This is a genomic window from Dyadobacter sp. Leaf189 (genome assembly GCF_001424405.1).
Taxonomy (GTDB): domain Bacteria; phylum Bacteroidota; class Bacteroidia; order Cytophagales; family Spirosomataceae; genus Dyadobacter.
Map to the genome: position 1 here is coordinate 273,581 of NZ_LMPS01000004.1, position 26,670 is coordinate 300,250.

At 46.9% G+C, this 26,670-nt stretch carries 23 protein-coding genes; 13 read left to right on the forward strand and 10 right to left on the reverse strand.

The annotated features are described in order from the left end of the window. Nucleotides 1-51 precede the first annotated feature (51 nt). On the forward strand, nt 52-1,065 hold the full coding sequence (locus tag ASG33_RS10470; protein ID WP_056284101.1) for a cytochrome d ubiquinol oxidase subunit II: 1,014 nt from the start codon (nt 52-54) through the stop codon (nt 1,063-1,065). 1 nt (nt 1,066) lies between these two features. On the opposite strand, the gene ASG33_RS10475 is transcribed toward ASG33_RS10470, so the two are convergent. Both ASG33_RS10475 and ASG33_RS10480 read right to left on the reverse strand, forming a co-directional pair. Next, on the reverse strand, nt 1,067-1,315 hold the full coding sequence (locus ASG33_RS10475; RefSeq protein WP_056284103.1) for a hypothetical protein: 249 nt from the start codon (nt 1,313-1,315) through the stop codon (nt 1,067-1,069). A 7-nt stretch (nt 1,316-1,322) separates the two neighbouring features. Continuing rightward, nucleotides 1,323-2,924, reverse strand: a complete 1,602-nt coding sequence (locus ASG33_RS10480) for a tail fiber domain-containing protein (RefSeq protein WP_056284106.1) — start codon at nt 2,922-2,924, stop codon at nt 1,323-1,325. A 245-nt stretch (nt 2,925-3,169) separates the two neighbouring features. Between ASG33_RS10480 and ASG33_RS10485 the strand changes: the two genes are divergently transcribed. The 7 genes from ASG33_RS10485 (at nt 3,170) to hslV (ending at nt 11,528) form a co-directional block, all read left to right on the forward strand. Beyond that, nucleotides 3,170-3,919: a LytTR family DNA-binding domain-containing protein gene (locus tag ASG33_RS10485; protein WP_056284109.1), complete on the forward strand. Its 750-nt coding sequence runs from the start codon at nt 3,170-3,172 to the stop codon at nt 3,917-3,919. Between the two features lie 86 nt (nt 3,920-4,005). Continuing rightward, nucleotides 4,006-5,259 carry an L-fucose:H+ symporter permease gene (gene fucP / locus ASG33_RS10490; RefSeq protein WP_056284113.1) on the forward strand — a complete coding sequence of 418 codons (1,254 nt, stop codon included), beginning with the start codon at nt 4,006-4,008 and terminating at the stop codon, nt 5,257-5,259. A gap of 35 nt (nt 5,260-5,294) precedes the next feature. Then, on the forward strand, nt 5,295-6,083 hold the full coding sequence (locus tag ASG33_RS10495; protein ID WP_056284117.1) for an SDR family oxidoreductase: 789 nt from the start codon (nt 5,295-5,297) through the stop codon (nt 6,081-6,083). Between the two features lie 37 nt (nt 6,084-6,120). Continuing rightward, nucleotides 6,121-7,134, forward strand: coding sequence for a zinc-binding alcohol dehydrogenase family protein (locus tag ASG33_RS10500; protein ID WP_056284118.1), 1,014 nt, complete (start codon nt 6,121-6,123; stop codon nt 7,132-7,134). A gap of 143 nt (nt 7,135-7,277) precedes the next feature. Next, a complete protein-coding gene (gene lepA / locus ASG33_RS10505; RefSeq protein ID WP_056284121.1) occupies nt 7,278-9,065 on the forward strand; it encodes a translation elongation factor 4 in 1,788 nt (595 codons plus the stop codon). 114 nt (nt 9,066-9,179) lie between these two features. Beyond that, nucleotides 9,180-10,877 carry a pyruvate dehydrogenase complex dihydrolipoamide acetyltransferase gene (locus tag ASG33_RS10510; RefSeq protein WP_056284122.1) on the forward strand — a complete coding sequence of 566 codons (1,698 nt, stop codon included), beginning with the start codon at nt 9,180-9,182 and terminating at the stop codon, nt 10,875-10,877. Between the two features lie 111 nt (nt 10,878-10,988). Then, nucleotides 10,989-11,528, forward strand: coding sequence for an ATP-dependent protease subunit HslV (gene hslV, locus ASG33_RS10515; RefSeq protein WP_031529165.1), 540 nt, complete (start codon nt 10,989-10,991; stop codon nt 11,526-11,528). A 120-nt stretch (nt 11,529-11,648) separates the two neighbouring features. Here hslV and ASG33_RS10520 read toward each other — a convergent pair whose 3' ends face one another. Both ASG33_RS10520 and dacB read right to left on the reverse strand, forming a co-directional pair. Next, entirely contained in the window at nt 11,649-12,665 is a 1,017-nt protein-coding gene (locus tag ASG33_RS10520; protein WP_056284125.1) for a hypothetical protein, read from the reverse strand. Nucleotides 12,666-12,709: 44 nt separating this feature from the next. Continuing rightward, nucleotides 12,710-14,176, reverse strand: coding sequence for a D-alanyl-D-alanine carboxypeptidase/D-alanyl-D-alanine-endopeptidase (dacB, locus tag ASG33_RS10525; RefSeq protein WP_056284128.1), 1,467 nt, complete (start codon nt 14,174-14,176; stop codon nt 12,710-12,712). Nucleotides 14,177-14,316: 140 nt separating this feature from the next. On the opposite strand from dacB, the gene ASG33_RS10530 reads away from it, so the two are divergent. From ASG33_RS10530 to ASG33_RS10550, 5 genes are read left to right on the forward strand one after another with little or no spacing between them, the layout of a single operon-like run. Next, nucleotides 14,317-15,735 (forward strand): MBL fold metallo-hydrolase RNA specificity domain-containing protein, encoded by a 1,419-nt coding sequence (locus ASG33_RS10530; RefSeq protein WP_056284131.1) that lies wholly within the window; start codon nt 14,317-14,319, stop codon nt 15,733-15,735. Nucleotides 15,736-15,769: 34 nt separating this feature from the next. Continuing rightward, nucleotides 15,770-16,723 carry an acetyl-CoA carboxylase carboxyltransferase subunit alpha gene (locus ASG33_RS10535; protein ID WP_056284134.1) on the forward strand — a complete coding sequence of 318 codons (954 nt, stop codon included), beginning with the start codon at nt 15,770-15,772 and terminating at the stop codon, nt 16,721-16,723. A 27-nt stretch (nt 16,724-16,750) separates the two neighbouring features. Continuing rightward, nucleotides 16,751-17,386 (forward strand): HAD family phosphatase, encoded by a 636-nt coding sequence (locus ASG33_RS10540; protein ID WP_056284137.1) that lies wholly within the window; start codon nt 16,751-16,753, stop codon nt 17,384-17,386. After that, nucleotides 17,376-18,575 carry a site-2 protease family protein gene (locus ASG33_RS10545; protein WP_056284141.1) on the forward strand — a complete coding sequence of 400 codons (1,200 nt, stop codon included), beginning with the start codon at nt 17,376-17,378 and terminating at the stop codon, nt 18,573-18,575. The genes ASG33_RS10540 and ASG33_RS10545 overlap by 11 nt, the downstream gene beginning before the upstream one ends. Beyond that, nucleotides 18,575-19,597 carry a phosphotriesterase gene (locus ASG33_RS10550; RefSeq protein ID WP_056284146.1) on the forward strand — a complete coding sequence of 341 codons (1,023 nt, stop codon included), beginning with the start codon at nt 18,575-18,577 and terminating at the stop codon, nt 19,595-19,597. Before ASG33_RS10545 ends, ASG33_RS10550 begins: the two co-directional genes overlap by 1 nt. A 5-nt stretch (nt 19,598-19,602) precedes the next feature. Here the strand turns inward: ASG33_RS10550 and ASG33_RS10555 are convergent, their stop codons facing one another. The 6 genes from ASG33_RS10555 to ASG33_RS10580 form a co-directional block, all read right to left on the reverse strand. Next, nucleotides 19,603-20,424 (reverse strand): class I SAM-dependent methyltransferase, encoded by an 822-nt coding sequence (locus tag ASG33_RS10555; RefSeq protein ID WP_162242740.1) that lies wholly within the window; start codon nt 20,422-20,424, stop codon nt 19,603-19,605. 109 nt (nt 20,425-20,533) lie between these two features. Then, complete coding sequence (locus ASG33_RS10560; RefSeq protein ID WP_056284154.1) at nt 20,534-21,829, reverse strand: PAS domain-containing sensor histidine kinase; 1,296 nt, start codon at nt 21,827-21,829, stop codon at nt 20,534-20,536. Next, nucleotides 21,826-23,199 (reverse strand): sigma-54 dependent transcriptional regulator, encoded by a 1,374-nt coding sequence (locus tag ASG33_RS10565; RefSeq protein ID WP_056284163.1) that lies wholly within the window; start codon nt 23,197-23,199, stop codon nt 21,826-21,828. The genes ASG33_RS10560 and ASG33_RS10565 overlap by 4 nt, the downstream gene beginning before the upstream one ends. Before the next feature lie 117 nt (nt 23,200-23,316). Further along, on the reverse strand, nt 23,317-24,483 hold the full coding sequence (locus tag ASG33_RS10570) for an ABC transporter permease (RefSeq protein WP_056284166.1): 1,167 nt from the start codon (nt 24,481-24,483) through the stop codon (nt 23,317-23,319). Nucleotides 24,484-24,649: 166 nt separating this feature from the next. Next, nucleotides 24,650-25,894 carry an ABC transporter permease gene (locus ASG33_RS10575; protein WP_056284172.1) on the reverse strand — a complete coding sequence of 415 codons (1,245 nt, stop codon included), beginning with the start codon at nt 25,892-25,894 and terminating at the stop codon, nt 24,650-24,652. Between the two features lie 111 nt (nt 25,895-26,005). After that, the gene (locus tag ASG33_RS10580; RefSeq protein ID WP_056284175.1) at nt 26,006-26,668 is read right to left on the reverse strand and encodes an ABC transporter ATP-binding protein; all 663 of its coding nucleotides are present in this window, start codon (nt 26,666-26,668) and stop codon (nt 26,006-26,008) included. Nucleotides 26,669-26,670: the final 2 nt, after the last annotated feature.

The following is a 26,670-nucleotide window of genomic DNA, read 5'->3' on the forward strand; positions in this document are numbered from 1 at the left end:
CATCCTCCCTTTACTCCTTAAAACATTCATTCACTCATTCACTCATTAAAAATGCTCTACGTCGTCATCACATTCCTCTGGACATCGATCTTGCTCTATCTTTTGATGGGCGGAGCGGATTTTGGTGCTGGTATTATTGAGTTGTTTACGTCGAAAAAGAACAAGGCAATCACCCGGAAAACGCTCTATTCTGCAATTGGCCCGATATGGGAAGCTAATCACATGTGGCTTATTATCGCAATCGTGATTCTGTTCGTTGGCTTTCCGGTGATCTATTCCACCATGTCGGTCTTCCTGCATATTCCGTTGACGATCATGTTGATGGGAATAATCGCGAGAGGTACTGCCTTTACGTTTCGGCATTATGATGCCGTTGTAGATGATATGCAGAGCATTTACAATACAATCTTCGCTGTTTCCAGTTTTATCACACCCTTGTTCCTGGGGATAATAGCTGGAAGTGCAGTTTCAGGACATATTAATCCAGAGGCAAGAAGTTTTATGGAAGCTTATATTATGAGTTGGCTTAACTGGTTTTCAGTGGCGGTTGGACTGTTTACCGTGGCAATTTGCGGCTTCCTGGCCTCGGTATACCTGATAGGTGAAACCGATAATGAAAATGACAGGCTTCGTTTCGCACATAAGGCGCAGTTTTTCAATATTGCTGCGGTGGTATGCGGCGCGCTGGTATTCACTGCTGCCTATTTTGAGAACATACCTTTGTTTGAGTGGGTATTTGGCAATTGGGTGGGCAGAATTGCCATTGTGGCCGCTACGCTTTCACTTGTTTATATGTGGCAGCAGCTTTATCAGGGAAAGATCAGGCTCCTCCGCCCGCTTGCAGGTTTTCAGGTAACCATGATTTTGCTTACGACCACCTTCCGCCACTTTCCCAATATCGTTATTTTAAAAAACGGGTACTTATCTCTCGTAGAGCACAGCGGTCAGGAAAAAACAATGCAGGCACTTGGAATGGCTTTGCTGCTAGGCAGTGTGTTTATCCTGCCTGCATTGTTTTACCTTATTTATAGTTTCCAAAGCAAACCGTATCAGGAGCACGCCTGATTCAGGTTACAGAAATAAAGAGCAGATACAGCAGGATAAGCGCGGGAAAACCGCTTGTTACAAATGCCCATCCATTGTGTTGTTTCTGCATTAAAAAGTAGGAGAGCAAAGCCAGTCCGATCAGCAAAATAGCTGGCAGCAGCACCATTCCTGCACCTGCTGCATCCTGGTTTGAAGTCATGGAAGTAACAAGCAGGAAAACCGCCGCCGCTACATCTGCCACGATGCAGATCCATATTAAAATAATCATAGCGCGCTTAGTTAGATGAAGTTGCTTGTAAATGCACCAAACTCGCCTCGATTACCTCTATCCTCTTCTGCAAGTCAGCCATTTTGGTCGCGTCCGAGGCCAGCTTTTTGTTCTCGCTGCCAAGCCGTGCATTTTCGCGCTTCAACTCCTTCACTGCTTCCAGCAAATGCGGGATCAAGCCAATGTAGTTAACTGACTTATATCCATCCTTGTCAGTCTCAACAAGCTCCGGAAAAACACCTTCCACTTCCTGGGCGATCAAACCCGTTTGCAAACCCTGACTACGCTGCGGATCTTTCCAGTAATAATACCTACCGGAAATAGAAGATAGCTTTTCAAAGTTGGCAGATATGGGGAGAATATCGCGTTTGAGGCGGAGGTCGGAGTTTTGGGTAAGAGTTCCTGCGATGAAAGTGTTTCCATTGTTTCGCACTGTAAACATCCATCCTCCGTCTTCAAAGTAAAATCCTGTCCGGTTGTTATCAAGTCCACCAACAAAACAGTACTGCGCACCGGCATCATTATCGAGCCAAAGCCCAGCCGTCATTCCATTTGGATTGTTCCGTAATCGAATTCTATGCCCTACATCAAGAATGTGAGTTGGATTCAAGACATTGTTACCAATCCCAACATTACCGTTTCTCAGAATCGTAAGTGCATTTCTCCTCGCACCTCCAACATTCTCGTCACCATTTCCGATCTGAAATAAACGATGAGTTGGTTTAAGATCATTGTCAACAGCATCTGAAATATCATTACTTAATCCAAAGCTAATTCCGTATTTCGAGTTGCTCTGAAGATTATAACCGAGAGCGACTGACTTGGAGCCGAGGCTTTGTATTCTATCCCCAATGGCAATAGAAGACTCACCAAGCGCTTTTGCATCAAAGCAAAGAGCAATACTGTTGAGCAGCGCTTCTGAGGACGAGCCAAATACAAAGGAGAACTGTCCAGATGCCTTCACGGTTGCTCCATATGCAAACGACATATAGCCATTTGCAACAGCGTTAATTCCACCAGCAAAGGAAAAGTCACCTATACCTTGTTCAGACCAAACGTGTTCCCCGTTCCAGGATCCGAAGCGAAATGAACCTTTACGTGGATACCACAACATTTTGGTTTTACCAGGCTCCCAATCTAATATTGGCAATTGTTTTCCTTTAGAGTAACTTCCCTGTTGCACTACCGGATCATCATTCTTCCACCTACCCGCCTCTTCTGCGTGCAATGCATAAGGTACACTCAATAATTGCGTCGCTCCCAGATTGATATAATTGCTTCCGCCATCCGGATCCATTTCTACTTGCAGGAAAAATTTGTCGCTGTCCCATTTAATGTCGGCAAACTGACCGCTTTGTACGAGGCCGGCTCCTACCGAAATATTGAAAATTCCATTGGCAGAGGTCTGCGTTGCATGTGTTTCCTGATAAACCGGGCTACCGAGTGCAGTGGTTGGCCTGACTGAAATGCGCAGACCGATGTTACGGTTTTGAACCACTTTGCCGGCTGCGTCCCGGGCTACGCCCTGGAAGCTGAATTGTTGCGGTACCTGCGCGTGAACGGTGCCTGCGAGGAAGAAAAATAAGACGAATCGGATAAGGTGCTTCATAAAAGACGATTGAGTTTGACATGAGCAGACAAACTTAACCTATGCTTTCACTAGCTGTTATTCCGATTAGCTGCCGGTCAAATCCACTTAATAAAAGGAAATCGGCGCGTCTCTATCGACAATCCACCAAATAAACCATCAGTGCCGATTGCACATTCCATCGGCGCTGATGGCACAAGCAACTTACCTTGCAGGACGTGCTTAGAAATAAGTACACATCCATCAACAAACTAAATATTACCCTCATGATCAAAGCATTGATAGTAGACGACGAGTTCAAGTCGCGCAGCATTCTATATAAGTACATCCACGAGTATGTACCGCAAATCGTGGAATTAAGAATTGCATCTTCCGTCGCGGAAGCACTGAGTGTGCTGCAGGTATATTCCCCTGAGCTCGTTTTTTTAGACATCGAAATGCCGCACCAGAACGGTTTCGAACTTCTTAAAGCAATTGATAAACCTTCCTTTAATGTCATTTTCACTACCGCGTACAACCAGTACGCCATTCAGGCGATCAGGTTCAGTGCCGTGGATTATCTTCTAAAACCAATTGATCCTGCGGATCTTGTCGTGGCAGTAAGAAGGCATTTATTCAGACGCGATTCGGCCAGACAGAAAGTCCAGCGATATGAAAACCTGGTCAGCAACTTCGAAAAGAAGGAGTACAAGGAATTCAAACTGGCAGTTGCGTCTACCGAGGGTATCTTCTTTTTCATGGTTGGCGAGATCCTCAGATTTGAGGCCGACAGGAACTACACGGTTATCCATTTGAAAGACAATAAAACCTTTATAGCCAGCAAAACACTTAAACATTTTGAAGATATGCTGGTGGATTTCAAGTTCGTCCGCACGCACAAATCGCATCTGGTGAACATGGAATACATCGTTCGTATCAGCAGCAATAACGAATACCTGGTACTCGCCGATGGCTCGCGGGTGGAGGTCTCCCGCCGGCGAAAAGACGAGGTACAGCAACAACTGAACATCAGGTAGGTTGGTTTAGCGGGTAAAAAAATATAATTCCTTTGAATTGTTTTGTTTTATTTTACACCCGTTCCTGAACTCAAATTCCACCTCCTATGACCGATCGTAAAACGCGGCTGGCTGTTATCCTGATCACTTCGCTGTTTTTTCTCTGGGGTTTTGCCCTCAACCTCAACCCGATACTGATCCCGCATTTGAAGAAGGCCTGCCAGCTCAGCGATTTTGAATCTGCCCTGATCGACTCCGCCTCTTACATTGCTTATTTCCTCATCGCATTCCCGGCAGGACTGTTTATGAAAAAATACGGCTATAAAGCTGGGATTACTGTAGGATTGCTGCTCTTTGCGTTTGGCACATTCCTGTTTTACCCGGCTGCTGAAATGCGCCATTTTGGCTTTTTCCTGATCGCGTTATTCATCATTGCAAGCGGACTGACCATGCTTGAAACCGCTGCAAATCCATATATAACTGTTTTAGGCGATCCTGATTCGGCTACGCAGCGCCTGAATTTTGCACAATCCTTTAATGGACTCGCCGCATTTCTGGCACCTTTGATGGGCGGTACCTTCATCTTGTCGGGCAAAACACTTTCGGAGCAAGAGCAACAGGCCATGTCCGGCGAAGCACTTGACTCCTATCTCAATGCGGAAGCCGCCTCGGTGCAGGTACCATTTATAGTAATTGGCTTGGTTGTGTTGCTGGTAGCAGTGCTGATCTGGCGGACTTCCCTTCCGGAAATCAAGGACGAAAATGACAGCGAAGGCACCGCCGGTAGCTCTATTTGGGGTGAGAAAAACCTGCTGCTGGGTGCTACCGCGCAGTTTTTCTATGTTGGTGCACAGGTTTGTATCAGCAGCTTTTTTATCCGTTTTTCTGATAAAGTGGCGGGGATAGAAGAAAAAACAGCTGCATACCTCCTCTCGGGCGCATTTTTGAGCTTTATGATCGGCCGCTTCATTGGCACTTACCTGATGCGTTTCATAGCTCCGCCCCGACTGCTTGCATTATATAGTATTCTGAATGTAGCCCTGCTCGCAGTAGCGGTGACTACCACGGGAATGGCGGCGGTATACGCGCTCGTGGGCGTGCAGTTCTTCATGTCGATCATGTTCCCTACAATATTTGCATTGAGTATCCGCGGACTTGGTGAAAAGACTAAAATTGGCTCTTCCCTTGTGATTATGTCTATTGTCGGAGGCGCTTTCTTTCCCGTTATTATGGGACAGGTTTCTGACATTTCTTCTATCCAAACCGCCTACGTTGTTCCTGCGGTGTGCTTTCTGGTTGTTCTTTATTTTGCTGTTAAAAATAACTCTATCAAAAAAGTCACACTCGGAACTTCACATTGATTTATTGAAACCACTAACCTGAATTCTTTAACAATATGGATTTACAGCTTCAAAATAAAGTAGTTATCGTTACCGGCGGCGCAAAGGGAATCGGCGAAGGGATCGTGCAGGTTTTGGCAAAAGAGGGCGCTATTCCGGTAATCGTAGGCCGGAATGCAGATGATAATCAGAAAATCGTGGATGATCTCGCCTCGAAGGGTTTCGCCTCATTTCAGGTTGTTGCAGAGCTTACGCAACCGGAAGAATCTGAGAAGGCGGTCAAAGCTGTTTTGGAAAAGTACGGACGGATCGACGGCCTGGTCAATAATGCAGGTGTAAACGACGGTGTTGGTCTTGAAAATGGCGACTACAACGGCTTCATCGCCTCTTTGCATAAAAATGTTGTGCATTACTACCTTATGGCGCATTATGCCTTGCCTGCATTGAAACAATCCAAAGGCGCGATTGTAAATATTACCTCTAAAACTGCGGATACAGGCCAGGGAGGCACCTCAGCTTACGCCGCTGCCAATGGCGGAAGAAATGCATTAACGCGTGAATGGGCGGTTGAACTGTTGAAATACGGAATCCGGGTCAACGCAGTTGTTGTAGCTGAATGCTGGACGCCGCTTTACGAACGCTGGATTGAAACTTTGCCAAATCCTGCTGAAAAGTTAGCTTCCATTACCGCCAATATTCCGCTCGAAAATCGGATGACAACTTCCGAAGAAATTGCAAATACTACAGTATTCCTGCTTTCCGAGCGTTCCAGCCACACAACCGGACAGTTGATTTATGTCGATGGTGGCTATGTACACCTGGACCGTGCGCTTGCCAATTCTTAATCTGTTTTAATTCCAATACTCAGTGACGCCTCGCCAAATGAAAACACTTGTCTGCACTACACCAGGCCACTTTGAATACCAGGATACTTTACAGCCTGAAATCCTGTCTGGTCACTCGCTGATCCGCATCAGACGAATAGGGATATGCGGAACCGATCTGCACGCCTTTGAAGGAACGCAGCCTTTTTTCAACTATCCCCGAATCCTGGGGCACGAACTGGCAGGAGAGGTTGTAAATACAGATCGTAATGATTTTTCAGTCGGTGAAGCTGTCACCTTCATACCTTATTTCAATTGCCAGAAATGTGTTGCCTGCCGGAATGGTAAGCCAAATTGCTGCACTACTTTGAAAGTATCGGGTGTTCACATTGACGGCGGAATGGTGGAGTATCTCTCGGTGCCCTCCTACTCCCTGGTGCATGGCGACGGCCTCAGCTTCGACGAACTTGCATTGGTGGAACCCCTGGCCATTGGCGCACACGGGGTGAGGCGCGCGCGTGTTCGGGAAAGTGAAAATGTGCTGGTAGTAGGCGCAGGACCTATCGGGCTGGGTACCATGGAATTTGCCAGAATAGCCGGCGGGAATGTCATCGCATTGGATATCAACGATGCCAGACTTGCTTTTTGTCGTGAAAAAATCGGCGTGCAACACACCGTGAATGCATTAACGGAGCCTGTTTTGGAACGGTTAGCAGAAATCACAAATGGCGAAATGCCAACTGTGATCATCGACGCGACGGGAAGCCTGCGCGCCATCAACACGGCGTTTACCTACCTCGCACATGGAGGCAGTTATGTGCTTGTGGGCCTGCAAAAGGGAGATATTACATTCAGCCACCCTGAGTTTCACAAACGCGAAGCCACATTGATGAGCAGCCGCAATGCAACACGGGAAGATTTTGAACATGTAATTAAAAACATGAAAAACGGGCAGGTCGACCCGAAAACATATATTACGCACCGGGTCACTTTCGGAGAGGTAAAAGATACTTTCGAAAGCTGGCTTGATCCCGCGAAAGGAGTGATCAAAGCGATGGTGTCGCTGGACTAAGTCAATTTTCCTGAAAACACCTCACCGCGGTAATACTTTCAAGTTACCTGAGAAAAGCAGTTGAAATATTAAATCCCCTCGTAATTTTGTGTTTGCTTTGAACCGAGTTTGTACCGCAAAGCATTTGAATAGTAACCATTTTCATGAAGAAAATCCGTAATTTTTGCATTATTGCCCATATTGACCACGGCAAAAGTACCCTGGCCGACCGTCTGCTTGAATTTACCAAAACAGTAACGCAGCGGGAAATGCAGGCGCAGCTGCTGGACAATATGGATCTGGAACGCGAACGAGGCATTACAATCAAGAGCCACGCGATTCAGATGAACTACATTTACAAGGGAGAAGAATACATCCTCAATCTGATCGATACCCCCGGGCACGTCGATTTTTCATACGAAGTATCCCGCTCTATTGCGGCCTGTGAGGGTGCATTGCTGCTTGTGGATGCATCACAAGGCACTGAGGCGCAGACAATATCCAACTTATACCTTGCGATCAACCACGATCTGGTGATCATTCCGGTCCTCAACAAAATTGACCTTCCCGGTGCAATGCCAGAGGAGATCAAAGATGAAATGGTGGACCTGCTTGACTGCAAGCGGGAAGATATCATTCCTGCAAGTGGAAAAGAGGGAATTGGCATTGAAGATATCCTGAATGCCATCGTGGAGCGCATTCCTGCCCCGGTAGGCGATCCCGAAGCACCTTTGCAAGCGTTGATTTTCGACTCGGTTTTTAATTCATACCGCGGTATCGAAGTTATTTTCCGGGTGAAAAACGGAAGTATCCGTAAAGGCGACAGGGTTAAGTTCATGGCGACCGGAAAAGAATATATTGCTGACGAAATCGGCACACTCGGCTTGCAGCAGATCCCAAAGCAAGTCGTGGAATGTGGTGATGTAGGTTACCTGATTTCCGGTATTAAGGTTGCGAAAGAAGTAAAAGTAGGCGATACGTTCACACATATTGATCGTCCCGCCAAAGAAGCTATTGTTGGTTTTTCAGAGGTAAAACCAATGGTTTTTGCCGGCATTTACCCTGTTGACACCAGCGAATTTGAAGAGCTCCGTGAAGCAATGGAGAAACTGCAGCTGAACGATGCGGCGCTTGTATGGGAGCCGGAAACTTCTGCTGCGCTTGGGTTCGGGTTCCGTTGCGGCTTTCTTGGCATGCTCCACATGGAAATCGTGCAGGAAAGGCTGGAAAGGGAATTTGATATGACGGTGATTACGACCGTTCCTTCCGTGCAGTTCCGGGTGGTTAATACAAAAGACAAGCTCCTGAACATCAGCGCACCTTCCGAGATGCCTGATCCAAATCATATTAAGGTTATTGAAGAACCTTATATCAATGCACAGATTATTACCAAGTCGGACTACATCGGTCCGATCCTGAACTTGTGTATGGACAAGAGAGGTATCCTGAAAAATCAGGTTTACCTTACTTCCGAGCGCGTGGAGCTGCAATTCCTGATCCCGCTGGCTGAGGTTGTGTTTGACTTTTTTGATAAACTTAAAACCATTTCCCGCGGCTACGCCTCCCTTGACTACGAACTGGCAGGTTACCAGGAGTCGGATATGGTGAAATTGGATGTGATGCTCAACGGCGAGCCGGTGGATGCATTATCTGCTATTGTACACAGGTCAAAATCTTACGAATGGGGTAAAAAGCTTTGCGAAAAATTGCGTGAGCTGATCCCACGGCAGATGTTTGAAATTGCAATCCAGGCAGCGATAGGTCAGAAGATCATTGCACGGGAAACAGTGAAAGCAATGCGTAAAGACGTATTGGCCAAGTGTTACGGAGGTGATATTTCAAGGAAACGAAAGCTTCTTGAAAAACAGAAAAAAGGAAAGAAACGAATGCGTCAGGTTGGTAACGTCGAGATCCCGCAGGAGGCGTTTATGGCTGTATTGAAGATCAATTAATGCGTTCCGGGTTTTAGAATTATCTCAAAACTGGGTGCAGAATTGGCCTTTTATTGTAATTTTGACCTGAATCTAATTTAAGACCGAAGAAACTAAAATACCTTAACAAGCGATATGGCAGAAGTAATTCGTATGCCCAAAATGAGCGACACCATGGAAGAGGGTGTTATCGCGGAATGGCACAAAAAAGTAGGTGATAAAATAAAATCCGGCGATATCCTGGCTGAGGTAGAAACCGATAAGGCTACGATGGAAATGGAATCTTACTATGACGGTACGCTTCTCTACATCGGAGTTAATAAAGGTGATTCCGTGCCAGTTGACGGAGTTATGGCGGTAGTAGGTAACGAAGGTGAAGATTATAAATCGCTGCTGGAAGGTGGCAGCAACGGAGCTGCAAGCAACGGAAGTGCCGCACCAAAAGAGGATACAAAACCAGCGCCGGAAGCAGCTGCGGTGGAAACCGTAACCCCCGAGCAGGAAGCCAAGGAACCCGCTCCTGCAAGTGCACCTGCCGAGAAAATCAATGCTGCTGTGGTTCGTATGCCCAAAATGAGCGATACGATGGAAGAGGGAACTTTGGTTTCCTGGCAGAAAAAAGTAGGTGATAAAGTGAAATCCGGTGATATTCTGGCAGAAGTCGAAACCGACAAAGCCACGATGGAGCTGGAAGCATATGAAGACGGGACTTTGCTTTTCGTCGGAATTAAAGAAGGTGAATCGGTGCCTGTCGATGGAATTATCGCGGTAATCGGAGAAGAAGGCGCCAATGTAGATGCATTGATCGCCCGTGAAAACGGCGAAGCACCTGCTGCTGAAAGTGCTCCTGCACCGGAAAAATCAGCTGCACCTGCTGGCGAAAGCGAAGCAGACAAATCTGTTTCCGTAGCAGATTCCGGCGATCGGATCAAAGCTTCTCCGCTTGCCAAAAGAATGGCAGATGAGAAAGGAATCAACCTGAGCCAGATCGAAGGCAGCGGTGACAATGGAAGGATCGTAAAACGGGATGTAGACGAATTCAAGCCTGCTGCTAAACAAGCTGCGCCTGAAACTGCCTCAGCTGCTCCTGCTGAAAAACCAAAACAGGCAGAACAAGCTGCGCCAGCCGCAGCAAGCGCACCTGCAACCGGCGATTTCACGGATACACCAGTGTCGCAAATGCGCAAGACCATTGCGCGCCGCCTGAGCGAAAGCTTGTTCACTGCGCCGCATTTCTATGTTACCATGGAAATCACAATGGACAAAGCCATGTCGCTTCGCCCGCAGCTCAATGAAGTAAGCCCTGCCAAGATCTCCTTCAATGATATGGTGATCAAAGCTTGTGCAGTTGCATTGAAGCAACATCCTGCCGTTAACTCCGCCTGGTTGGGTGATAAGATCAGAAGATACAATTATGTCAATGTAGGTGTTGCGGTTGCGGTAGACGAAGGTTTGCTTGTTCCCGTGGTACGTGATGCTGACAAAAAGACGCTTTCTGCTATTTCAACAGAGGTAAAAGAACTGGCCGGAAAAGCGAAGGATAAAAAATTGCAGCCGAAAGAATGGGAAGGAAATACATTCTCTGTATCCAACCTGGGTATGTTCGGAGTAGATGAATTTACTGCGATCATCAACCCGCCGGATTCCTGCATTCTTGCAGTAGGTGGGATCAAGAAGGTTGCTGCTTTCAAAGAAGACGGAACGGTTTACCCGACCAACATTATGAAAGTAACGCTTTCTGCTGATCACCGTGTGGTGGACGGAGCAACTGCTGCCCAGTTCCTGCTAACAGTTAAGAAATTGCTGGAAGAGCCGATGAGCATGCTGGTTTAATGACAAAATCAGTTCTATAAATACTAATCAATGCACAAAGTGTCAGGCTTCCCGGTCTGGCACTTTTGTTTTGAAGCACTAACCAAATCGAATCACTCAGAGTCAATATTCATGGAGAAAATACACGCAACAACCGTACTGGGAGTTTTACACAATGGAACAGTTTCGCTCGGCGCTGACGGGCAGGCGACAATGGGCAATACTGTTGCCAAAGGTAATGTCAAAAAAATCAGGGTATTGATGGGAGGAAAGATCCTCGCCGGATTTGCAGGCTCCACAGCGGACGCATTTACATTGATCGAGCGGTTTGAAGAAAAACTGAATGCATACGGCGGCAATATGAAACGCGCCGCTATTGAACTTGCCAAAGACTGGCGTACAGACCGCTATTTAAGAAAGTTGGAAGCCATGATGATCACAGCCAGCAAAGACGAAATCCTGGTTATATCAGGAACAGGCGATGTTCTGGAACCTGAAAACGGCATTGCAGCAATCGGCTCGGGTGGAAATTATGCATTATCCGCTGCTCAGGCATTGAAAAAACACGCGCCGCATTTATCAGCAGGAGAAATGGTGAGAGAGGGACTCACAGTTGCAGCTGATCTTTGCATTTATACGAATCACAACTTTGTGATTGAGGAGGTGAAGTAGCTGTTCCTTGTTACCTATGCTTTTTCACCAAAGCTTTGTCACCCTGAGCATTGTTTTCTTTTTGTCACCCTGAGCGGACCGGACCGCCCGGCGGTCCGGTCCGCTCAGGGTGACAAAACCCTACCCCAACACCTTCCTGTAAACCTTCTTCGCCCGATGAACCCAGAGTGCCTGGAATTTTCCCAGCTTTCCTTTGGCTACTCTTAGTTTCGATAAGAGCTTGTATTTCCTGTCAAGTGCTGCGTCTGTTTTAAAGTTGGCTTTGAGGTATTCCAATGCATTCCGCTCGCTCAGGTTGTAGTTGTCTGCCTTGGTATAAGCTTGTATCCCCTGACCTACCGGATTGAATTGTGAGTGCTTCGCATAGTCTTCCAAAACAAATTGCTGAAAACGGAATCCCTGGTTGACCATCTGGTGAAACCAGCCCGTACCCAAATCGGCAGTAAAGCCCCAGTTTCCACCAAAACATACGTTATTGCCTTCCGGCAGCGTGTTTTTTCTATATAAATCCAGGTTGATCAGGCAGGCATATTCATTCAGGCGGCACTCGGGCATCGGGTGAACACGCCCTGTTTTTAACACTTCAATATCCTTTTCCTTTCGCGGAGTGTTGTATGTTTCATGCAACGCAATTGCCTCTTCCTGAGTAGGAACATACTGGTCAAACTTCGATCCGTGGCAAAGCCCGGCGGAAAAGCCCGGACACGACCAGCATTGCCCGATTGAACCGGTTCCCGCCACATTCGGATCAGTGAATGTAGGCAGCATCTCACCGATCATATCTCGGTGAAAAACCATGTCATTATGCATGATAAACAGGTATTCACTTGTCGCATTTTCAAGTGCATACTGATATGGAATATGGTAACGGTACGCGCTGTCATGTCGGGTACGCTCGTAATCAAGACAATCGAGCTGGTAAAAGTATTCGGGGTAGTAAAGGTCGATCTCAACCAGCGGGTTAATCGTTTTGATCACATGGTACACATCTCCGAACTTGTCGTAAGGCTGTGACTTTTCTATCGTAATGTAAAGCTTGTTAATGTGCTGACCGCTGAATTTCAGGAGCGAGAGTATGGAGATGATCGTTTGGTACGGTTTACCATAGTAGATAACGCATACATCAATTTTATTCATTTGTAACCGAAAGTTGAGCTATCCTGCAAAGCTAGCAAGACTTCTCACAACTGCGCCATTAAGACCATGAGCTTTACGAGTTCGTCGGAAACTATACGCTGGCTGCCAGGCATATACTTGTTGGCAATAATCGCAAAACTCATCAACGCGCCAGACTTTGTCGTGAAATAGCCTGCATACGCTCGTGTACCTTCAATGGAGCCGCTTTTTGCATGCACATTTCCTGCTGCCTTTGTACCTTTTGCCAGGTTTCTGACTGTACCATTTTGACCTAAAACCGCAATACTTTTATAAAAATCATTGAAGCTTGCCTCTTTGTTTGCGAGATTTAAAATCTCAGTCAGGCTGCCGGCAGTAATAGAACCCGAAGGCGAGAGCCCGCTGCCATCTTTAATGTAAAATCCCCGCAAATCAGCTCCTTTTGCAGACCAGTAACCGGTTACTGCGAGTGCCGCATTGTCGAAGTCCGATTTACCGGAAAGTCTCTTTCCTGCTTGCTTTAAGAATGCATCTGCAAAAAGGTTGATACTCCAGTAGTTTGTCTGCTGGCAAAGCTCTCGCAACGCAGGCGATTTATATTCATCCAAGACCTTCCTTTGACTTCCTGTGACTACACCTGAAAAAGGCGGGTTCTGATCATAAATTCGTATTGCTGCATTAGCAAGTGCCGTTTTCAATGCGAATGCGGCATATTCAGCTGCATTGGGAATGGAGCCTTTAACGGTGAAGCTGGCAGTACCTGCGGGTACCGTTCCCGTGAGCACCACCTGATTCCCGAGCGGACTGGAATAAAGAATCGTTTTGTCGCCACTCCCCTTTTCACCGGTAATTACCCGGTTCGTAAATGTGAGATATGGAATAGCCGGTTCAATGCCTAAGAATGTCGCAGGATCGCCAGGTTCCGAGCCGGGCCTGAACTTGGCGCGGTATAGGTTCTCATTCAAGTTAAGTCCCTGCACACCAGCTCCGTAATAGTTGCCCATATCTCCCCAAATCCACGTACTGGCTACCGTTTCACTATCGAAAAAAGAAGCATCGGCAAGCACTTTTCCTTTAATGTGCTTTATTCCGGCGTTTTTAACTGCTGCCGACCATCGACCAATCAGTTCCGGAGATTTGAGAAAGCCCGGAAACCGCTCACTGCCCAGCGAAGGATCGCCCGTTCCGTGAATGTACAGGTTCCCCAGCAAGGTATCCCCTTTAATTTGTCCGTCGTGTTCAAGGAAAGTCTGAAATTTATAATCGCCTCCAAAAACAGCCAGTACAGTAGCGGTGGAAACGAGTTTCAATGTCGATGCCGACGGAAGAGACATTTCCTGGTGCAGGCCAAAAACAGGTACCTTCTCCTTCACCGACTTGATGCTGATCGCCAGTGTCCCGCTTCGCATCATTTCGCTGTTCTGAAATTCCAGCGCTGCGTCGCGCAGGTTGTTCAATGCGGTACTATCTACCTTTTGACCAAAAACAGCGGGACAGAAAAGGATAGTACACAGGAAAATACGCAAATTCATAGAGATGTAGTCGAGCTGAAAACAGGGGTAAAACTTTGGCCTGAGAATCTAAACTAATAAGTTAAGCCCAAATCTCAGCCTGATTTTTGGTACTTTTGTCAGATGCATGAAACCAATTTAGGTTTTCACCCCATTTTTATATGAAATTGACATTTTGGGGAGCTGCACAACAAGTGACCGGAAGCATGTTCCTGCTGGAATCTGACGACTACCGGATTTTGATTGACTGCGGCTCGGATTTTGACCTGGATGAGATTGGCAGGAAAAACAGATATGAAGAGCAAAAAGGTGTCTTTCCGTTTGAACCAAGCCTCATTAATACAGTACTATTAACACACGCTCACATTGATCACTCAGGTAACATTCCTAATTTATACAAGGAGGGTTTCGAAGGCAGAGTTGTGTGTACGGAGCCCACTATGGCGCTCACGTCGCTACTGCTGAAAGACGCTGCCAACCTGCACCAGAAGCGGCTTAATGCGCGACAGGGTTCCTCTAAAAAGCGCGGCAAAAAGAAAGAGGTACCGAAAGACTACTATGTTGAAAAACATGTGATCGAAGCAATGGACAATTTTGTGCCGGTTGCTTTTGGTAACCGTTACCGCATTGCAGATAATGTAACTGTGACTTTCTACCCGGCCGGACATTTGCTTGGCGCTGCACACATTGTGCTTGAAGTTTACGAAAACGGCGAAAAGAAGCGGCTTTGTTTCTCAGGAGATATCGGCCGTAAAAACTATCCGCTCCTGATTGATCCTCAGGAGGTCCCGCAGGTCGATTACCTGGTTTGCGAGTCTACCTATGGGAATCGGCTGCATGAAAATACAGGCACGCCGGTGGATGCGCTGGCAGATGTGATCAAACGTACCTGCATTGACATACCCGGCAGGCTCATTATTCCGTCGTTCAGCGTTGGCCGTACGCAAGCATTGCTGTACACGCTCAACCAGTTATATCTGGACAAGTCTTTCCCGTTTATCAAAGTATTCTCGGATAGTCCGCTTGCGCACAGCAGTACGAAAGTGTACCAGAAACACGCCAGAATGCTGAACAGAGAGGCACGGGATTTTCAGGAAGACAATGATATGCTTTTCGACTTCGAGAACCTTATTTACCTGGAAAGCGCCGATGCGAGCAGGGCTGTATCCAACTACAATGAACCCTGCATTATCATTTCCTCATCGGGAATGGTGCAAGGCGGACGAGTGGAGCAGCACGTGGAAGCCAACATCGGCAATCCATACGCTACAATCCTGATGATCGGCTATGCTTCCGAAGGCACGCTGGGCTGGCGCCTGCTCAATGGACAGGATACAATCTCGATCCGCGGAAAGCAGCTGCCTGTCTTGGCTAATATTGAAAAAATTGACGTATTTAGCGGCCACGGAGATCAGAACGATCTTCTGAGATTTGTTAAAATGCAGGACCCGGAAAAGCTCAAACGCGTGTTCCTGGTCCATGGAGAACAGCAAAGTATGGCTGAATTCCAAAGCAAGATTCAAGAAAATGGCTTTAAATCGGTAGAAATACCTGTGAGGGGAACCACTTACGAACTCTGAAAACGCTTTTCCCCGACCAACCAGAACCTAAAAGATGAGAACATACCTGGATTTTGAAAAACCTATGGCCGAGCTCGAACGTAAGCTCGAAGAAATGAAGACATTGGCGCAGGAAAACAATGTGGATTTTTCAGACGCCATTTCCTTATTGGAAAACAATATCACAAATCTTCGAAAAGAGATCTTTGAAAACCTGACGCGCTGGCAGCGTGTTCAGCTTTCACGTCACCCGGACCGCCCCTACACGCTTGACTACATCGAGCTGATTTGTGACGAGTTCATTGAATTGCACGGTGATCGCCAGGTACGTGATGATCCGGCTATTATTGGCGGGCTCGCGAATGTAGGCGGACAGTCTTTTATGCTGATTGGCCAGCAGAAAGGGCGCAACACAAAGCAGCGTCAGCACAGGAATTTCGGGATGCCAAATCCGGAAGGTTATCGTAAGGCATTGCGCCTGATGAAGCTGGCCGAGAAATTCAACAAGCCCATTGTCACGCTGATCGACACGCCGGGTGCATTCCCGGGTATGGAAGCCGAAGAACGCGGACAAGGCGAAGCCATCGCGCGGAACCTGAAAGAAATGTTCATGCTGAAAGTACCGGTGATTTGTATTGTGATCGGAGAAGGCGCTTCTGGCGGTGCACTGGGTATTGCGATAGGTGACCGTGTTTTAATGCTTGAAAATACCTGGTACTCGGTCATCTCTCCCGAAAACTGCTCTGCGATCCTGTGGAGGAGCTGGGATTTCAAGGAGCAGGCAGCGGAAGCGATGAAGATTACGGCCAAGGACATGAAGAAAAACGGCCTGATAGACGGAATTATCCCCGAACCGCTCGGAGGCGCACATCTGGATCATAACTGGATGGCCGAAAAGCTGAAAGAAGTAATCCTCGAAAACATATCATCACTTACTTCCATCAACGAGCAAGACCGCATTGACCAGCGCATTGAGAAGTTCTGTGCCATGGGAGTTGTGGTTGAGTAGCTAATAGCCAGCAACACCCAAAAAACTATGAAAAACCCGCAGATCAAGAACATCATTTTCGATTTAGGCGACGTCATTCTGAACATTGATGTTCCTGTTGCGTCGAAATCATTTGCGGAACTGAGTGGCCGGGAACAGCGCGAAATACTCGAAATTTTCAGGGATAACGACATTTTCCGGCATTTCGAGACAGGCTCGCTCGACGAAGCAGGATTCCGCGATTTTGTAAGAAAGATCCTGGACTTCTCAGATCTGTCCGACGAAGCAATTGATACAGCCTGGAACAGTCTGCTGCTTGATCTCCCCCCCGAGCGCGTGGAACTGCTTCAAAAGCTGGCGACCAAATACCGAATTTTCCTGCTTAGCAATACCAGCTCCATTCACATTACCCAGGTTAACAAAATCCTTAAAGCTTCAACAGGTATCGACAGGCTGGAAGATCTTTTTGAGATAGTCTTCCTCTCTTATGAAATGGGCCTGATGAAACCCGATACGCGCATTTACCAAAAAGTGCTCGATCAGGCCGGCATTAACGCAGAAGAGACGCTGTTCTTAGACGATAATTACGACAACATTCAAGGCGCAGCGAAGCTTGGCATTGCTACTATTCACGTTCAAAAGCCGACCACCATTCTGGAATATCTAAAAGAATATGCAGTCTAGCACACGCACTTATCTGATTCAGGCGATACTTTTTATTGTGACTGTAATCACAACCACTTTGGCAGGTGCTGAATGGATTTTTGGTAATATTTTCTCATTCGTTTACGACTTTTTCGCATTTCTTGGCGGGGTTGATGCCGCAAAATCCATAGAGGCTGAATCCCGGTTAATGGGCTGGGAGCAATTCAAGCAAGGCTTCCATTTCTCCATTCCATTCCTTGCCATACTGACCATTCACGAATTCGGTCACTATTTTGTAGGAAGGGCCCATCAGGTAAAAGTGACCTTGCCTTATTACGTTCCAATGTGGTTTGGTTTCTCGCAAAGTATCGGCACGCTGGGTGCGTTCATCCGCATTACTTCTTTCGTAAAATCCCGTCTTAAATTCTTTGACATCGGGATCGCCGGTCCATTGGCAGGCTTTGTCGCGGCGCTGGCGGTACTCTGGTACGGATTTACGCATTTGCCGCCAGTGGATTATATCTTTACGATCCACCCGGAATATGCGCGATTCGGATCCAGCTACCCGCAGTTTGTTTATGAAAATGCCTCAGGTAACCTTGTATTAGGCGATAATATCCTTTTCTGGCTGTTTAAAACTTACGTTGCAAACCCGGAGAGACTGCCGCATCCTTACGAAATGCAGCATTATCCTTATCTGCTGGCAGGCTATCTCGCCTTGTTTTTCACATCACTTAACCTGATCCCGATCGGCCAGCTCGACGGCGGCCACATTCTTTACGGTTTGATAGGAAAAAAGAAATTCGATGTGGTAGCGCCCATTCTGTTCGGGCTTTTTGCATTCTATGCGGGTCTTGGCCTTTTTCGTGCAGAGTCTTTCGCAACGGGCAGCGACGCAATCTTCTACGAACAGCTGCTGTATCTTTTCATCTACATTTACCTGCTTTATATCTGTTTTAAAAGGGTTTTCGATAATCTTAGCACCGCATTGATGTGCAGCCTGATCATCGTCGTACTCCAATTTGCATTGTCTTACCTGCGACCAGATTTGCAGGGTTCGACTGGCTTCCTGCCTTTTGTATTCATCCTTGGACGTTTTCTGGGAATCAAACATCCCGAAACTGAACAGAACGAACCACTCGACACGCCACGGATTATTCTGGGGATTTGCGCGCTGATCATATTTGTAATCTCATTCAGCCCGACTCCATTTATCATTGTCGAATAATGGGACGAAGCAGCAGCAACTATTCGCGCAGGGAATTTATCAAAAGTTCGGCAGCGACGGTGCTCCTTTCTAACATACCCAGTTTTTCAGAAACTTATATCAACACAGTTCAGGGCAGGATCAAACCTTCCGGACTTGGCAAAACACTTATTCACGAACACGTACTTGTTGACTTCATTGGCGCCGACAAAATTTCATCCGACAGATGGGAGCACGGGCAGGTGATCAAAAAAGTACTTCCTTACCTGATCGAGATTAAGGAACGAGGCTTTCAAAGCATTGTGGAATGCACCCCGGCATTCCTGGGGCGGGATGTGAGGTTATTGCAAAAACTGTCGGAATTATCCGGGCTTCAAATCTTGACAAATACCGGCTACTACGGCGCATCAGATAATAAATACCTTCCACAATGGGCCTTTACCGAAACTGCTGAGCAACTTTCAGCCCGGTGGACAAGTGAATTTGAAAATGGTATTGAAGGGACAAATGTGAAGCCTGGATTTATCAAAACCGGCGTAAACAGTGGCGCATTATCTGAACTCCACCAAAAACTGATAAAAGCAGCTGCATTGACACACCTGAAAACGGGACTGACCATCTGCTCTCACACAGGCCCTGCACTTCCTGCCGCTCAGGAAATCGAGATCCTGCAAAATGCCGGAGTAAGTCCCGCAGCTTTCGTCTGGGTACATGCAAATGGCAGCTATGAGGAAATGGAAAGGATCGGAAAAACCGGCTGCTGGATTAGTTTGGATGGGATAAACGACGAGAACATTGATAAAATGGCGGCTTTGCTTGATCATCTCAAAGCAAAGCGCCTGTTGAATCAGGTCCTGATTTCACACGACGCCGGCTGGTATCAGCCAGGCGAGCCCGATGGAGGAAAGTTCAGAGGGTATACTTCCATTTCCGACAAGCTCATTCCCGCATTAAAGCAAAGCGGATTTACCGAAAAAGATATCAATCAGCTGCTGATTACAAACCCTGCAAATGCATTCGCGATAAAGATTCGTAAGCACTAGTGCGCTCATAAGCCATTAAGTTTATTCTTGACAAATTGCCAGTCGTGACCAATTAGGCTTTCCATTTGAATACGCTCCTTTTCATCGTACCTTCTGACATATTTTCTGGCTTTACGAAGTAAAAACGGCTCGCGCACAATAGGCGTGAAAAATGGGTCGGCGCTTAAAAACCTTTTTGTAAATAAATGAGTTGTCGTTCCGTTTGTGTAAAAATAGCGACCAAACTGCCTGGCGAGATATTCTAATGCACTCACTGTGTAGAACGATATATGTTGACCGGTTTCTCCTGAGATATAGTACCATTCCGAGATATTGTCAATGTTCGCGGGAATAATCTCGGTAGTAAACAGGATGTTATCAGCTAATTTAAGAATATCATTTATCTCCCGATATGGGTCAGCTAAATGCTCAAAAACTTCAAAAGCCGTAACAAGCTCAAATCGATTATCTTCTGTTAATTGATCGAAATCGAAGTACTCGGCAAAAAGATTATCACAAAACTGATCTGTGTGGTAAAATTTGAAACCTTTATCCCGCATCATACGTGTGAACAACCCGTACCCTCCTGCGTAGTCTAAAAAAAGCTCATTGTAGTCAAAGAACTTGACCAGGAGCTTTTCGGTTAGATCGGCCAGGTTGGAGTTTCTGCGAACCAGACCAACATCCAATTTTGTAATCGCAGTTTTATAAGCTTCATCAAGCCAGTAAGGCTCCTCGGTTTGAATAAATCCCGTCTGTTTGCAGCGATAATATTTGACATCATATTTGTGGAGTATCTTAAATGAAAACAGAAATTCAGTTTCTCCGCCCGTGATCTTGCTTTTCATAATCTGTAAAATGCTTGCTTTAAACATCCAAGAAGCAGTTTTAAGATTAGAAATACAGGATCGTTTAATTAAAGGACGAAATGAGATTTTGAATGGTCAGGTACCTTATTCACTCTTCCATTTCAATCCGAAAAACAGTCCAGCCGTATTCTTCCGTTTTCAACGAAAAGCCGAAATTGTGGTTCACGAGGATTTCCCTTGTCAGTGTTAAACCAATTCCCTGACCATCTTTTTTGGTACTGAAAAACGGATTAAACAAACTTGCATTCACTTCCTGCTCAATAGGCGTGCCATTGTTTTTGATCAGCAGCAGCGACTGAGTCAGATGTATTCCAATTACATTCCCAGGCGCACAAGCCTCCATTGCATTCTTGATCACATTCACCAGAACGTGCTCCATTTGGCCGGTATCGACACTTTTAACAATAGGTGCCTCCGGCAAAAATAACTGAATGGAAACCTGACGCTCAGATGCCGCTGCCTGCATAAAAGTACTTACATCACGAACCAGCAGGGACAAGTCGGCAGTTGCGCGATTGGGTGTCGGTAACCTGACCACATCGGCAAAATTCCGCATAAAGCGAGTAAGTCGCCCGTTTCGCTCCGATGCAACGCCGAGTGCTTCTTTAAGCTCCGTAAAACCAGGATCAGTCAGGATATTGCGGGTAGTTTGTAAAATAGAATCGGTGGCGCCAAGCGTATTATTCACTTCATGCGCCATCATCCTGATCACTTTTCCATACGCATTCTTTTCGGATACCAGCAGCTCGTTCGTGAGCTCTTCGATCATCAGAAAAGACCTTTTAAAACCCTTATCCATAAAATGCGAGCGTTGCACCTTGAAGGTCACGACGCCATTTGTCTTCACTACACGCGAGTCTCCATCCTGCATATCCACCAGCTCGTGCAACAGCGGCAGGTTGGTTTCATTCAATGCTTTTCCATGTAACTGTTCCGCAACCGCACCAAATTGTTCCTGCGCCTTGTGGTTAAGAGAATCGATTTTCTCGTCATAGTCGAGAATCACAATGGAGATCGGCGAGGCTTCAATGAGCTTTTCCAGAAAGAAATGCTGCTCGTGCAGGCGCGTGCGCTCTTCCCGCAGCTGGTCGATCATCAGGTTGTAAACTTCGATCAGGGTATCAATTTCACCCTTGCCTGTGGGCACAAACTTGATCGAAAAATCCTTGTCCTTGATCGCTTCGATCCCGGATTTCACAAATTGGATAGGTTGCATAAAGTTTCGGTACAGCTGAATGGATGCGGCAGCAGATAACAACAGAAATACCTCGGAAGCAATGAATAATGGCTTGTTTTCAGAAAGCAGATTGGCAACCAGAATGATTAACACCAAATGCAGTACCGCAATGTAGCTGATGTATTTGGCGCGGGTAGATAGCCTCATTGTTCGTCAGGATCGAAGGATATACCATACTTTTCAAGCCTTCGGTAGAGTGCAAACCGAGTGATACCCAGCGACCGCGCTACTTTGCTGATCTTATTCTGATGAAACTGCATTGCTTTACTGATCATCTGGTATTCCATTTCTTCAAGCGTAATACTTCCTACTTCCGGCAGGTTTTTCGCGGCAGCAGGCTGTCCACCCGCAGACAGGTTTTTCTGAAAATCAGCAATATCCAGCGTGTCTTTCGGCGAGAGCAAAACGGTCCTTTCAACCAGGTTTTTCAGCTGCCTAATGTTCCCCTGCAATTGCAATGTTCTCAGCCACTTCAATGCAGGCTGACTGAGTTGCAGGTCGGGGCGCTGGTAAATGGTTTTGAGATTATTTACAAAAAACGCCGAGAGCAGCGGAATGTCGTCGGGCCGCTCCCTGAGTGCAGGCAGCTTCACCGTGATCAGGTTAATGCGGTAGTAAAGGTCTTCCCGGAAAGTGCCAAGTGCGACCATTTCTTCCAGGTTCCTGTTAGTAGCACAAATCACGCGCACATCCACCGTCCTGCTTTTGCTGCTTCCCAGCGGCTCAAATGTCCTTTCCTGCAAAACACGCAGCAATTTCACCTGACTTGGCAAATCCAGCTCCCCTATTTCATCCAAAAAAATCGACCCTTTATTGGCCATTTCAAACCGTCCGATCCGGTCAGACTTCGCATCTGTAAATGCGCCTCTGACGTGCCCGAAAAGTTCGCTTTCAAACAATGTAGACGAAATACCGCCCAGGTTAACCTTTACGAACGGACGCGATTTCCGCTTGCTGTTGGAATGGATTGCCTCCGCAATCAGCTCCTTCCCTGTCCCGCTTTCACCGGTAATCAATACCGGCGCATCAGTAGCGGCGACCCGCCCCACAGTAGAAAGGATTTCGAGCAGCTTGGGATCTTGTCCAACGATGTTTTCGAGATGGTACTTCTGTTCCAGCTTCCGCCGGGTTTCCGATTTCTGCTCCTGCTGTGCGAGATTCAGGATCGTGCGCACGGATTGCAGGAGGTATTCATTCTGCCAGGGTTTTGTAATAAAATCAATGGCACCCTCCCGCATCCCTCTCACAGCCAGGTCGATCGTACCCCAGCCCGTAATCAAAATCACCGGAATGGCGGAATAGCTTTTCTTGATTCGCTGCAAAAGCTGCATTCCTTCTTTTCCGGAGGTCTCGATAGAGAAGTTAAGGTCAAGTAAAATCAACTCCGGCGTAACTGATGTCAAAACCTCAAAAACCTCCTCCGGCGAGCCAACACCCTTCACATCAAACCCCTCGTTTCGGAGAAGTAAAGTCAGGGAAGTCCGGATTGCAATATCGTCGTCGACTATAAGGAGCATAAATATGGGGCTGTCGGCTTTCGGCTGTCGGCTTTCGGCTGTTGGCTTTCAGCTGTTAGCTATTAGACTTAATCAATTATCGTAATTCACTCTTCCCGGTCATTCACTCATTTAAAATTACTCTTCATGCAGCGCTACCGCCGGATGTATGCTGGCGGCTTGTTTGCTGGGGAACCAGGCGCAGAGGGTTACAATGATATAAATAACTACGATCGCCGCCAAGATCGCGACCAGATATACTTCGTTGTCGAGATCGAAAACGTGCATAAGCGGGAATTGTACTGCGAAAACGAGGCCCAGGAGGAGACTAAAACTTGCCAGCACCCATATTTCACCCAGGAACTGGATAGCGACTTTTCCTTCGGTTGCGCCCATCGCACGCCTTAACCCGATCTCATTTCTTCTTTTACCGATGTTAAGGTTCAAAATACCAAAGAGGCCGAGTGCAACATTGGTGAGCAAAAATCCGCTTACGATCAGGAAGATGATAACCGGCACAAGTGTCAGGTTATGCCTGTTTTTGAGGGATTCTTTCAGATAAGTAACTTCTATACCCCAGCCCGGAGCCATCATCGCGATATCCTTCACAAGTCTCGCCTCGAAATGCGCGTCTGTTCCAGGTTTTGTTTTGATCAGCACATTAGAATTCCATGCATCGTCTTTCTTTATCAGCTGGAACATTGCCGGGCTGTCAGACATAAATTCACCTTTTGCCTTAAACCGCTCTACAACTCCCGTTACTTTAAAAGAAACCTTATCCGAACCGCCCAATACCTTGCCCACTGCGACTTCGTCCTGAAATAACTTTTCTTCCAATGCCTTGTTGATCACCACGGGAACAAACTTGGAGACCAGATCGGCATCGCGGTACCACCTTCCCCTGACGGCAGGCAGGTCAATGGTTTCCGACAATTCCGCATCGGTATAATAGAAGTCGCTGCCGATGCTTACCTTCTTGTAGCTCACCGAATTGCTCATCTGATTGGCCGAAAACGGCGTGTTACTGCTCATCCGTGAAGCAGATTCTACCTCCGGGTAAGTCCTGATCCGTTCCATGATCCGGTTCAGCTTGCCTGCTACATTTACGGTGTCCTGGTTATTCGCCAGGTCGACAACCCAGACTTTTTCATACTGAAAACCAATAGGCTTCAAGTAGTTACGCACATTGTACACAATCAGCGAGAGCACGCCGAACAGGACGAGAAACGAAGCCCATATCTCCACAATAAGCAAAGCATGAGCCCCCTTTTTGTTCCAGATCAATTTAAAAAGATGTGAGAGCATTTTTAATTATTGAATGATGAATGACTGAATTTTTGGGGAGGATGGACGATGGAGGAAGGAGGATGGAAAATTCCGGATTTACGACCTGCTATGCCTACCCTCCCTTTTTCCTCCCTTTCCTCCTTCTTCCCTTTCCTCCTTCTTCCCTTTCCTCCTTCCTCCTTTCTCACCCCTTCAAAGCCTCCACAATCCTCAGCTTTGACATCCTGAATGCGGGTAACACGCCGGATAGCAGACCGAAGATCAAGCAAACTGCGATGCTGATGGCGAAAACGGGCAGGTTGATCGTCAGGTCGGCGTAGGCGATCCAGCCGCTGGCGTTGATCATTTTGATAATTGCGAAAGAGAGAATAAGCGCGAATGCACCGCCAATGAACGTGATAAATACATTCTCGATGATAAACTGCCAGAGCAACGCCTTCGCCGGCGCACCGAATGCTTTTCTGACACCGATTTCAGACGCTCTTTCGAGTATTCTGCTCACATTTACATTCACCAGATTAATAGCAGGCAAACCCATAAACATGACCAGCACAAGCGTCACGATTGCATAAAAGATCAGCTTTTGTGAATCGGACCGGGCCAGTGTGTTGAGAAAATGATTAAAGTACTTGTCCGCTTTCACGATCAGTACCGTAAACTTCTGTCCATCCTCGATCTCTGCCAGAGGAATGCGCGAGATATTACTGTCAAATTCTGATTGGATCGCAGGAAGGTCGGCGCGGTCTTTGGCGAGCACGATTGCAATGAACCGGCCACGCATTCCCTTGTTCTCATAGTTGCTTTTAGGCGCAGTATAAGGGAAGTAAATATCCGAGTAAGTGTACACCCGAGTCGGTGGCCCGCCTTTTACCACTCCTATCACTTTGTAAATGACATTCTCGATCTCAATATTTCGCCCGACCACAGATCCTGAACCCGGCTCGAAATACTGGTCACGCAATGCGTCAGTAATCACAGCAACATGATCGCCATTTGCGATATTGTTTTCATTGTAAGGCTTTCCTTCCAGAAACTCGAACCCCGTCACATACCAGAAGTCAGCGTCGGTATATTTGGTATTCAGCTTGATCCGCTTTCCATTTACATAGGTGTTGGAAAAGCTGAAATTGGAAAAGATACTCACACGTTCGGCAGATTTCAGGGATTTGGCATGTTTTACCAAAAACCCAAAGCCAGCCGGTCCGGACGACATGCTGTTCATAGTGGAATCCGTTTGCATAACAGTCCCGATATAAAGCGACCTGTCCCGCCGCACTTCCGGGTAATGCGTCCCAAACAGATGGTCCAGGAAGGAGGTCAGCACCATGAGCACAGTCAGGGTAAGACTAATGCCGAACAGTGTTATAAAAGTATAGAAAGGATGCCGCAGCAGAACCTTCCAGGCGATTTTGATATAGTTAGCTAGCATTGTGCTTTGTTGTTAAATCTGTTTATTGGGGAGGAATGGGAGGATGGAGAAAGGGAGGATGGACTTTTGTTTCTTCTTCCTTCGTCCCTTTCCTCCTTTCCCCATTCCCCCTTATCCCACCTGAGTTCCGTCGAAAAGGCGGATTAGTCTGTGGGTCTTTTTAGCCATCGCATCGTCGTGGGTTACCATCACGATCGTCGCTCCGTCGCTGTTCAGCTTTTGCAGGATATTCAGGATTTCATTCCCCATTACACTATCCAGGTTTCCTGTAGGTTCGTCAGCCAGGATAATTTCGGGTTTACCTACAATAGCCCGGGCGATGGCGACACGCTGCTTCTGTCCGCCGGAAAGCTGTTTGGGAAAATGCTTCATCCTGTTGCTCAACCCCACTTTTTCCAGCGCCTCCTGCGCCAGTTCCCTGCGCTCCTTACCAGAGCTATTCCTGTAAAGCAGCGGAATTTCGACGTTATCTATCACCGACAGATCATTGATCAGGTGAAAGCTTTGAAAAATGAAACCCAATTTCTGATTGCGAAGCCGGGCCAGGTTTTTATCCGAATACTGCTCTACCCGGCTGCCATCAATCTCGATATGCCCCTTGGAAGGCTCGTCAAGCAGCCCCATAATATTCAGCAGCGTACTCTTACCGCAGCCCGACGGCCCCATAATAGAAACAAACTCTCCTTTCTTGACATGAATATTAATGTTATTCAAAGCAAGCGTTTCAATAGAACTCGTCCGGTAAACTTTCTCAACATTTTGAAGATTAATCATGG

Bases quoted from the DNA above. Each gene is read 5' to 3' on its own strand.
- ASG33_RS10570 (WP_056284166.1), bottom strand. From the start codon at position 24,483: ATGCTCTCACATCTTTTTAAATTGATCTGGAACAAAAAGGGGGCTCAT.
- dacB (WP_056284128.1), bottom strand. From the start codon at position 14,176: ATGAATTTGCGTATTTTCCTGTGTACTATCCTTTTCTGTCCCGCTGTT.
- ASG33_RS10495 (WP_056284117.1), top strand. From the start codon at position 5,295: ATGGATTTACAGCTTCAAAATAAAGTAGTTATCGTTACCGGCGGCGCA.
- ASG33_RS10565 (WP_056284163.1), bottom strand. From the start codon at position 23,199: ATGCTCCTTATAGTCGACGACGATATTGCAATCCGGACTTCCCTGACT.
- fucP (WP_056284113.1), top strand. From the start codon at position 4,006: ATGACCGATCGTAAAACGCGGCTGGCTGTTATCCTGATCACTTCGCTG.
- ASG33_RS10520 (WP_056284125.1), bottom strand. From the start codon at position 12,665: ATGAATAAAATTGATGTATGCGTTATCTACTATGGTAAACCGTACCAA.
- ASG33_RS10580 (WP_056284175.1), bottom strand. From the start codon at position 26,668: ATGATTAATCTTCAAAATGTTGAGAAAGTTTACCGGACGAGTTCTATT.
- ASG33_RS10500 (WP_056284118.1), top strand. From the start codon at position 6,121: ATGAAAACACTTGTCTGCACTACACCAGGCCACTTTGAATACCAGGAT.
- ASG33_RS10475 (WP_056284103.1), bottom strand. From the start codon at position 1,315: ATGATTATTTTAATATGGATCTGCATCGTGGCAGATGTAGCGGCGGCG.
- hslV (WP_031529165.1), top strand. From the start codon at position 10,989: ATGGAGAAAATACACGCAACAACCGTACTGGGAGTTTTACACAATGGA.
- ASG33_RS10470 (WP_056284101.1), top strand. From the start codon at position 52: ATGCTCTACGTCGTCATCACATTCCTCTGGACATCGATCTTGCTCTAT.
- ASG33_RS10535 (WP_056284134.1), top strand. From the start codon at position 15,770: ATGAGAACATACCTGGATTTTGAAAAACCTATGGCCGAGCTCGAACGT.
- ASG33_RS10530 (WP_056284131.1), top strand. From the start codon at position 14,317: ATGAAATTGACATTTTGGGGAGCTGCACAACAAGTGACCGGAAGCATG.
- ASG33_RS10480 (WP_056284106.1), bottom strand. From the start codon at position 2,924: ATGAAGCACCTTATCCGATTCGTCTTATTTTTCTTCCTCGCAGGCACC.
- ASG33_RS10545 (WP_056284141.1), top strand. From the start codon at position 17,376: ATGCAGTCTAGCACACGCACTTATCTGATTCAGGCGATACTTTTTATT.
- ASG33_RS10510 (WP_056284122.1), top strand. From the start codon at position 9,180: ATGGCAGAAGTAATTCGTATGCCCAAAATGAGCGACACCATGGAAGAG.
- lepA (WP_056284121.1), top strand. From the start codon at position 7,278: ATGAAGAAAATCCGTAATTTTTGCATTATTGCCCATATTGACCACGGC.
- ASG33_RS10575 (WP_056284172.1), bottom strand. From the start codon at position 25,894: ATGCTAGCTAACTATATCAAAATCGCCTGGAAGGTTCTGCTGCGGCAT.
- ASG33_RS10540 (WP_056284137.1), top strand. From the start codon at position 16,751: ATGAAAAACCCGCAGATCAAGAACATCATTTTCGATTTAGGCGACGTC.
- ASG33_RS10485 (WP_056284109.1), top strand. From the start codon at position 3,170: ATGATCAAAGCATTGATAGTAGACGACGAGTTCAAGTCGCGCAGCATT.
- ASG33_RS10560 (WP_056284154.1), bottom strand. From the start codon at position 21,829: ATGAGGCTATCTACCCGCGCCAAATACATCAGCTACATTGCGGTACTG.
- ASG33_RS10555 (WP_162242740.1), bottom strand. From the start codon at position 20,424: ATGAAAAGCAAGATCACGGGCGGAGAAACTGAATTTCTGTTTTCATTT.
- ASG33_RS10550 (WP_056284146.1), top strand. From the start codon at position 18,575: ATGGGACGAAGCAGCAGCAACTATTCGCGCAGGGAATTTATCAAAAGT.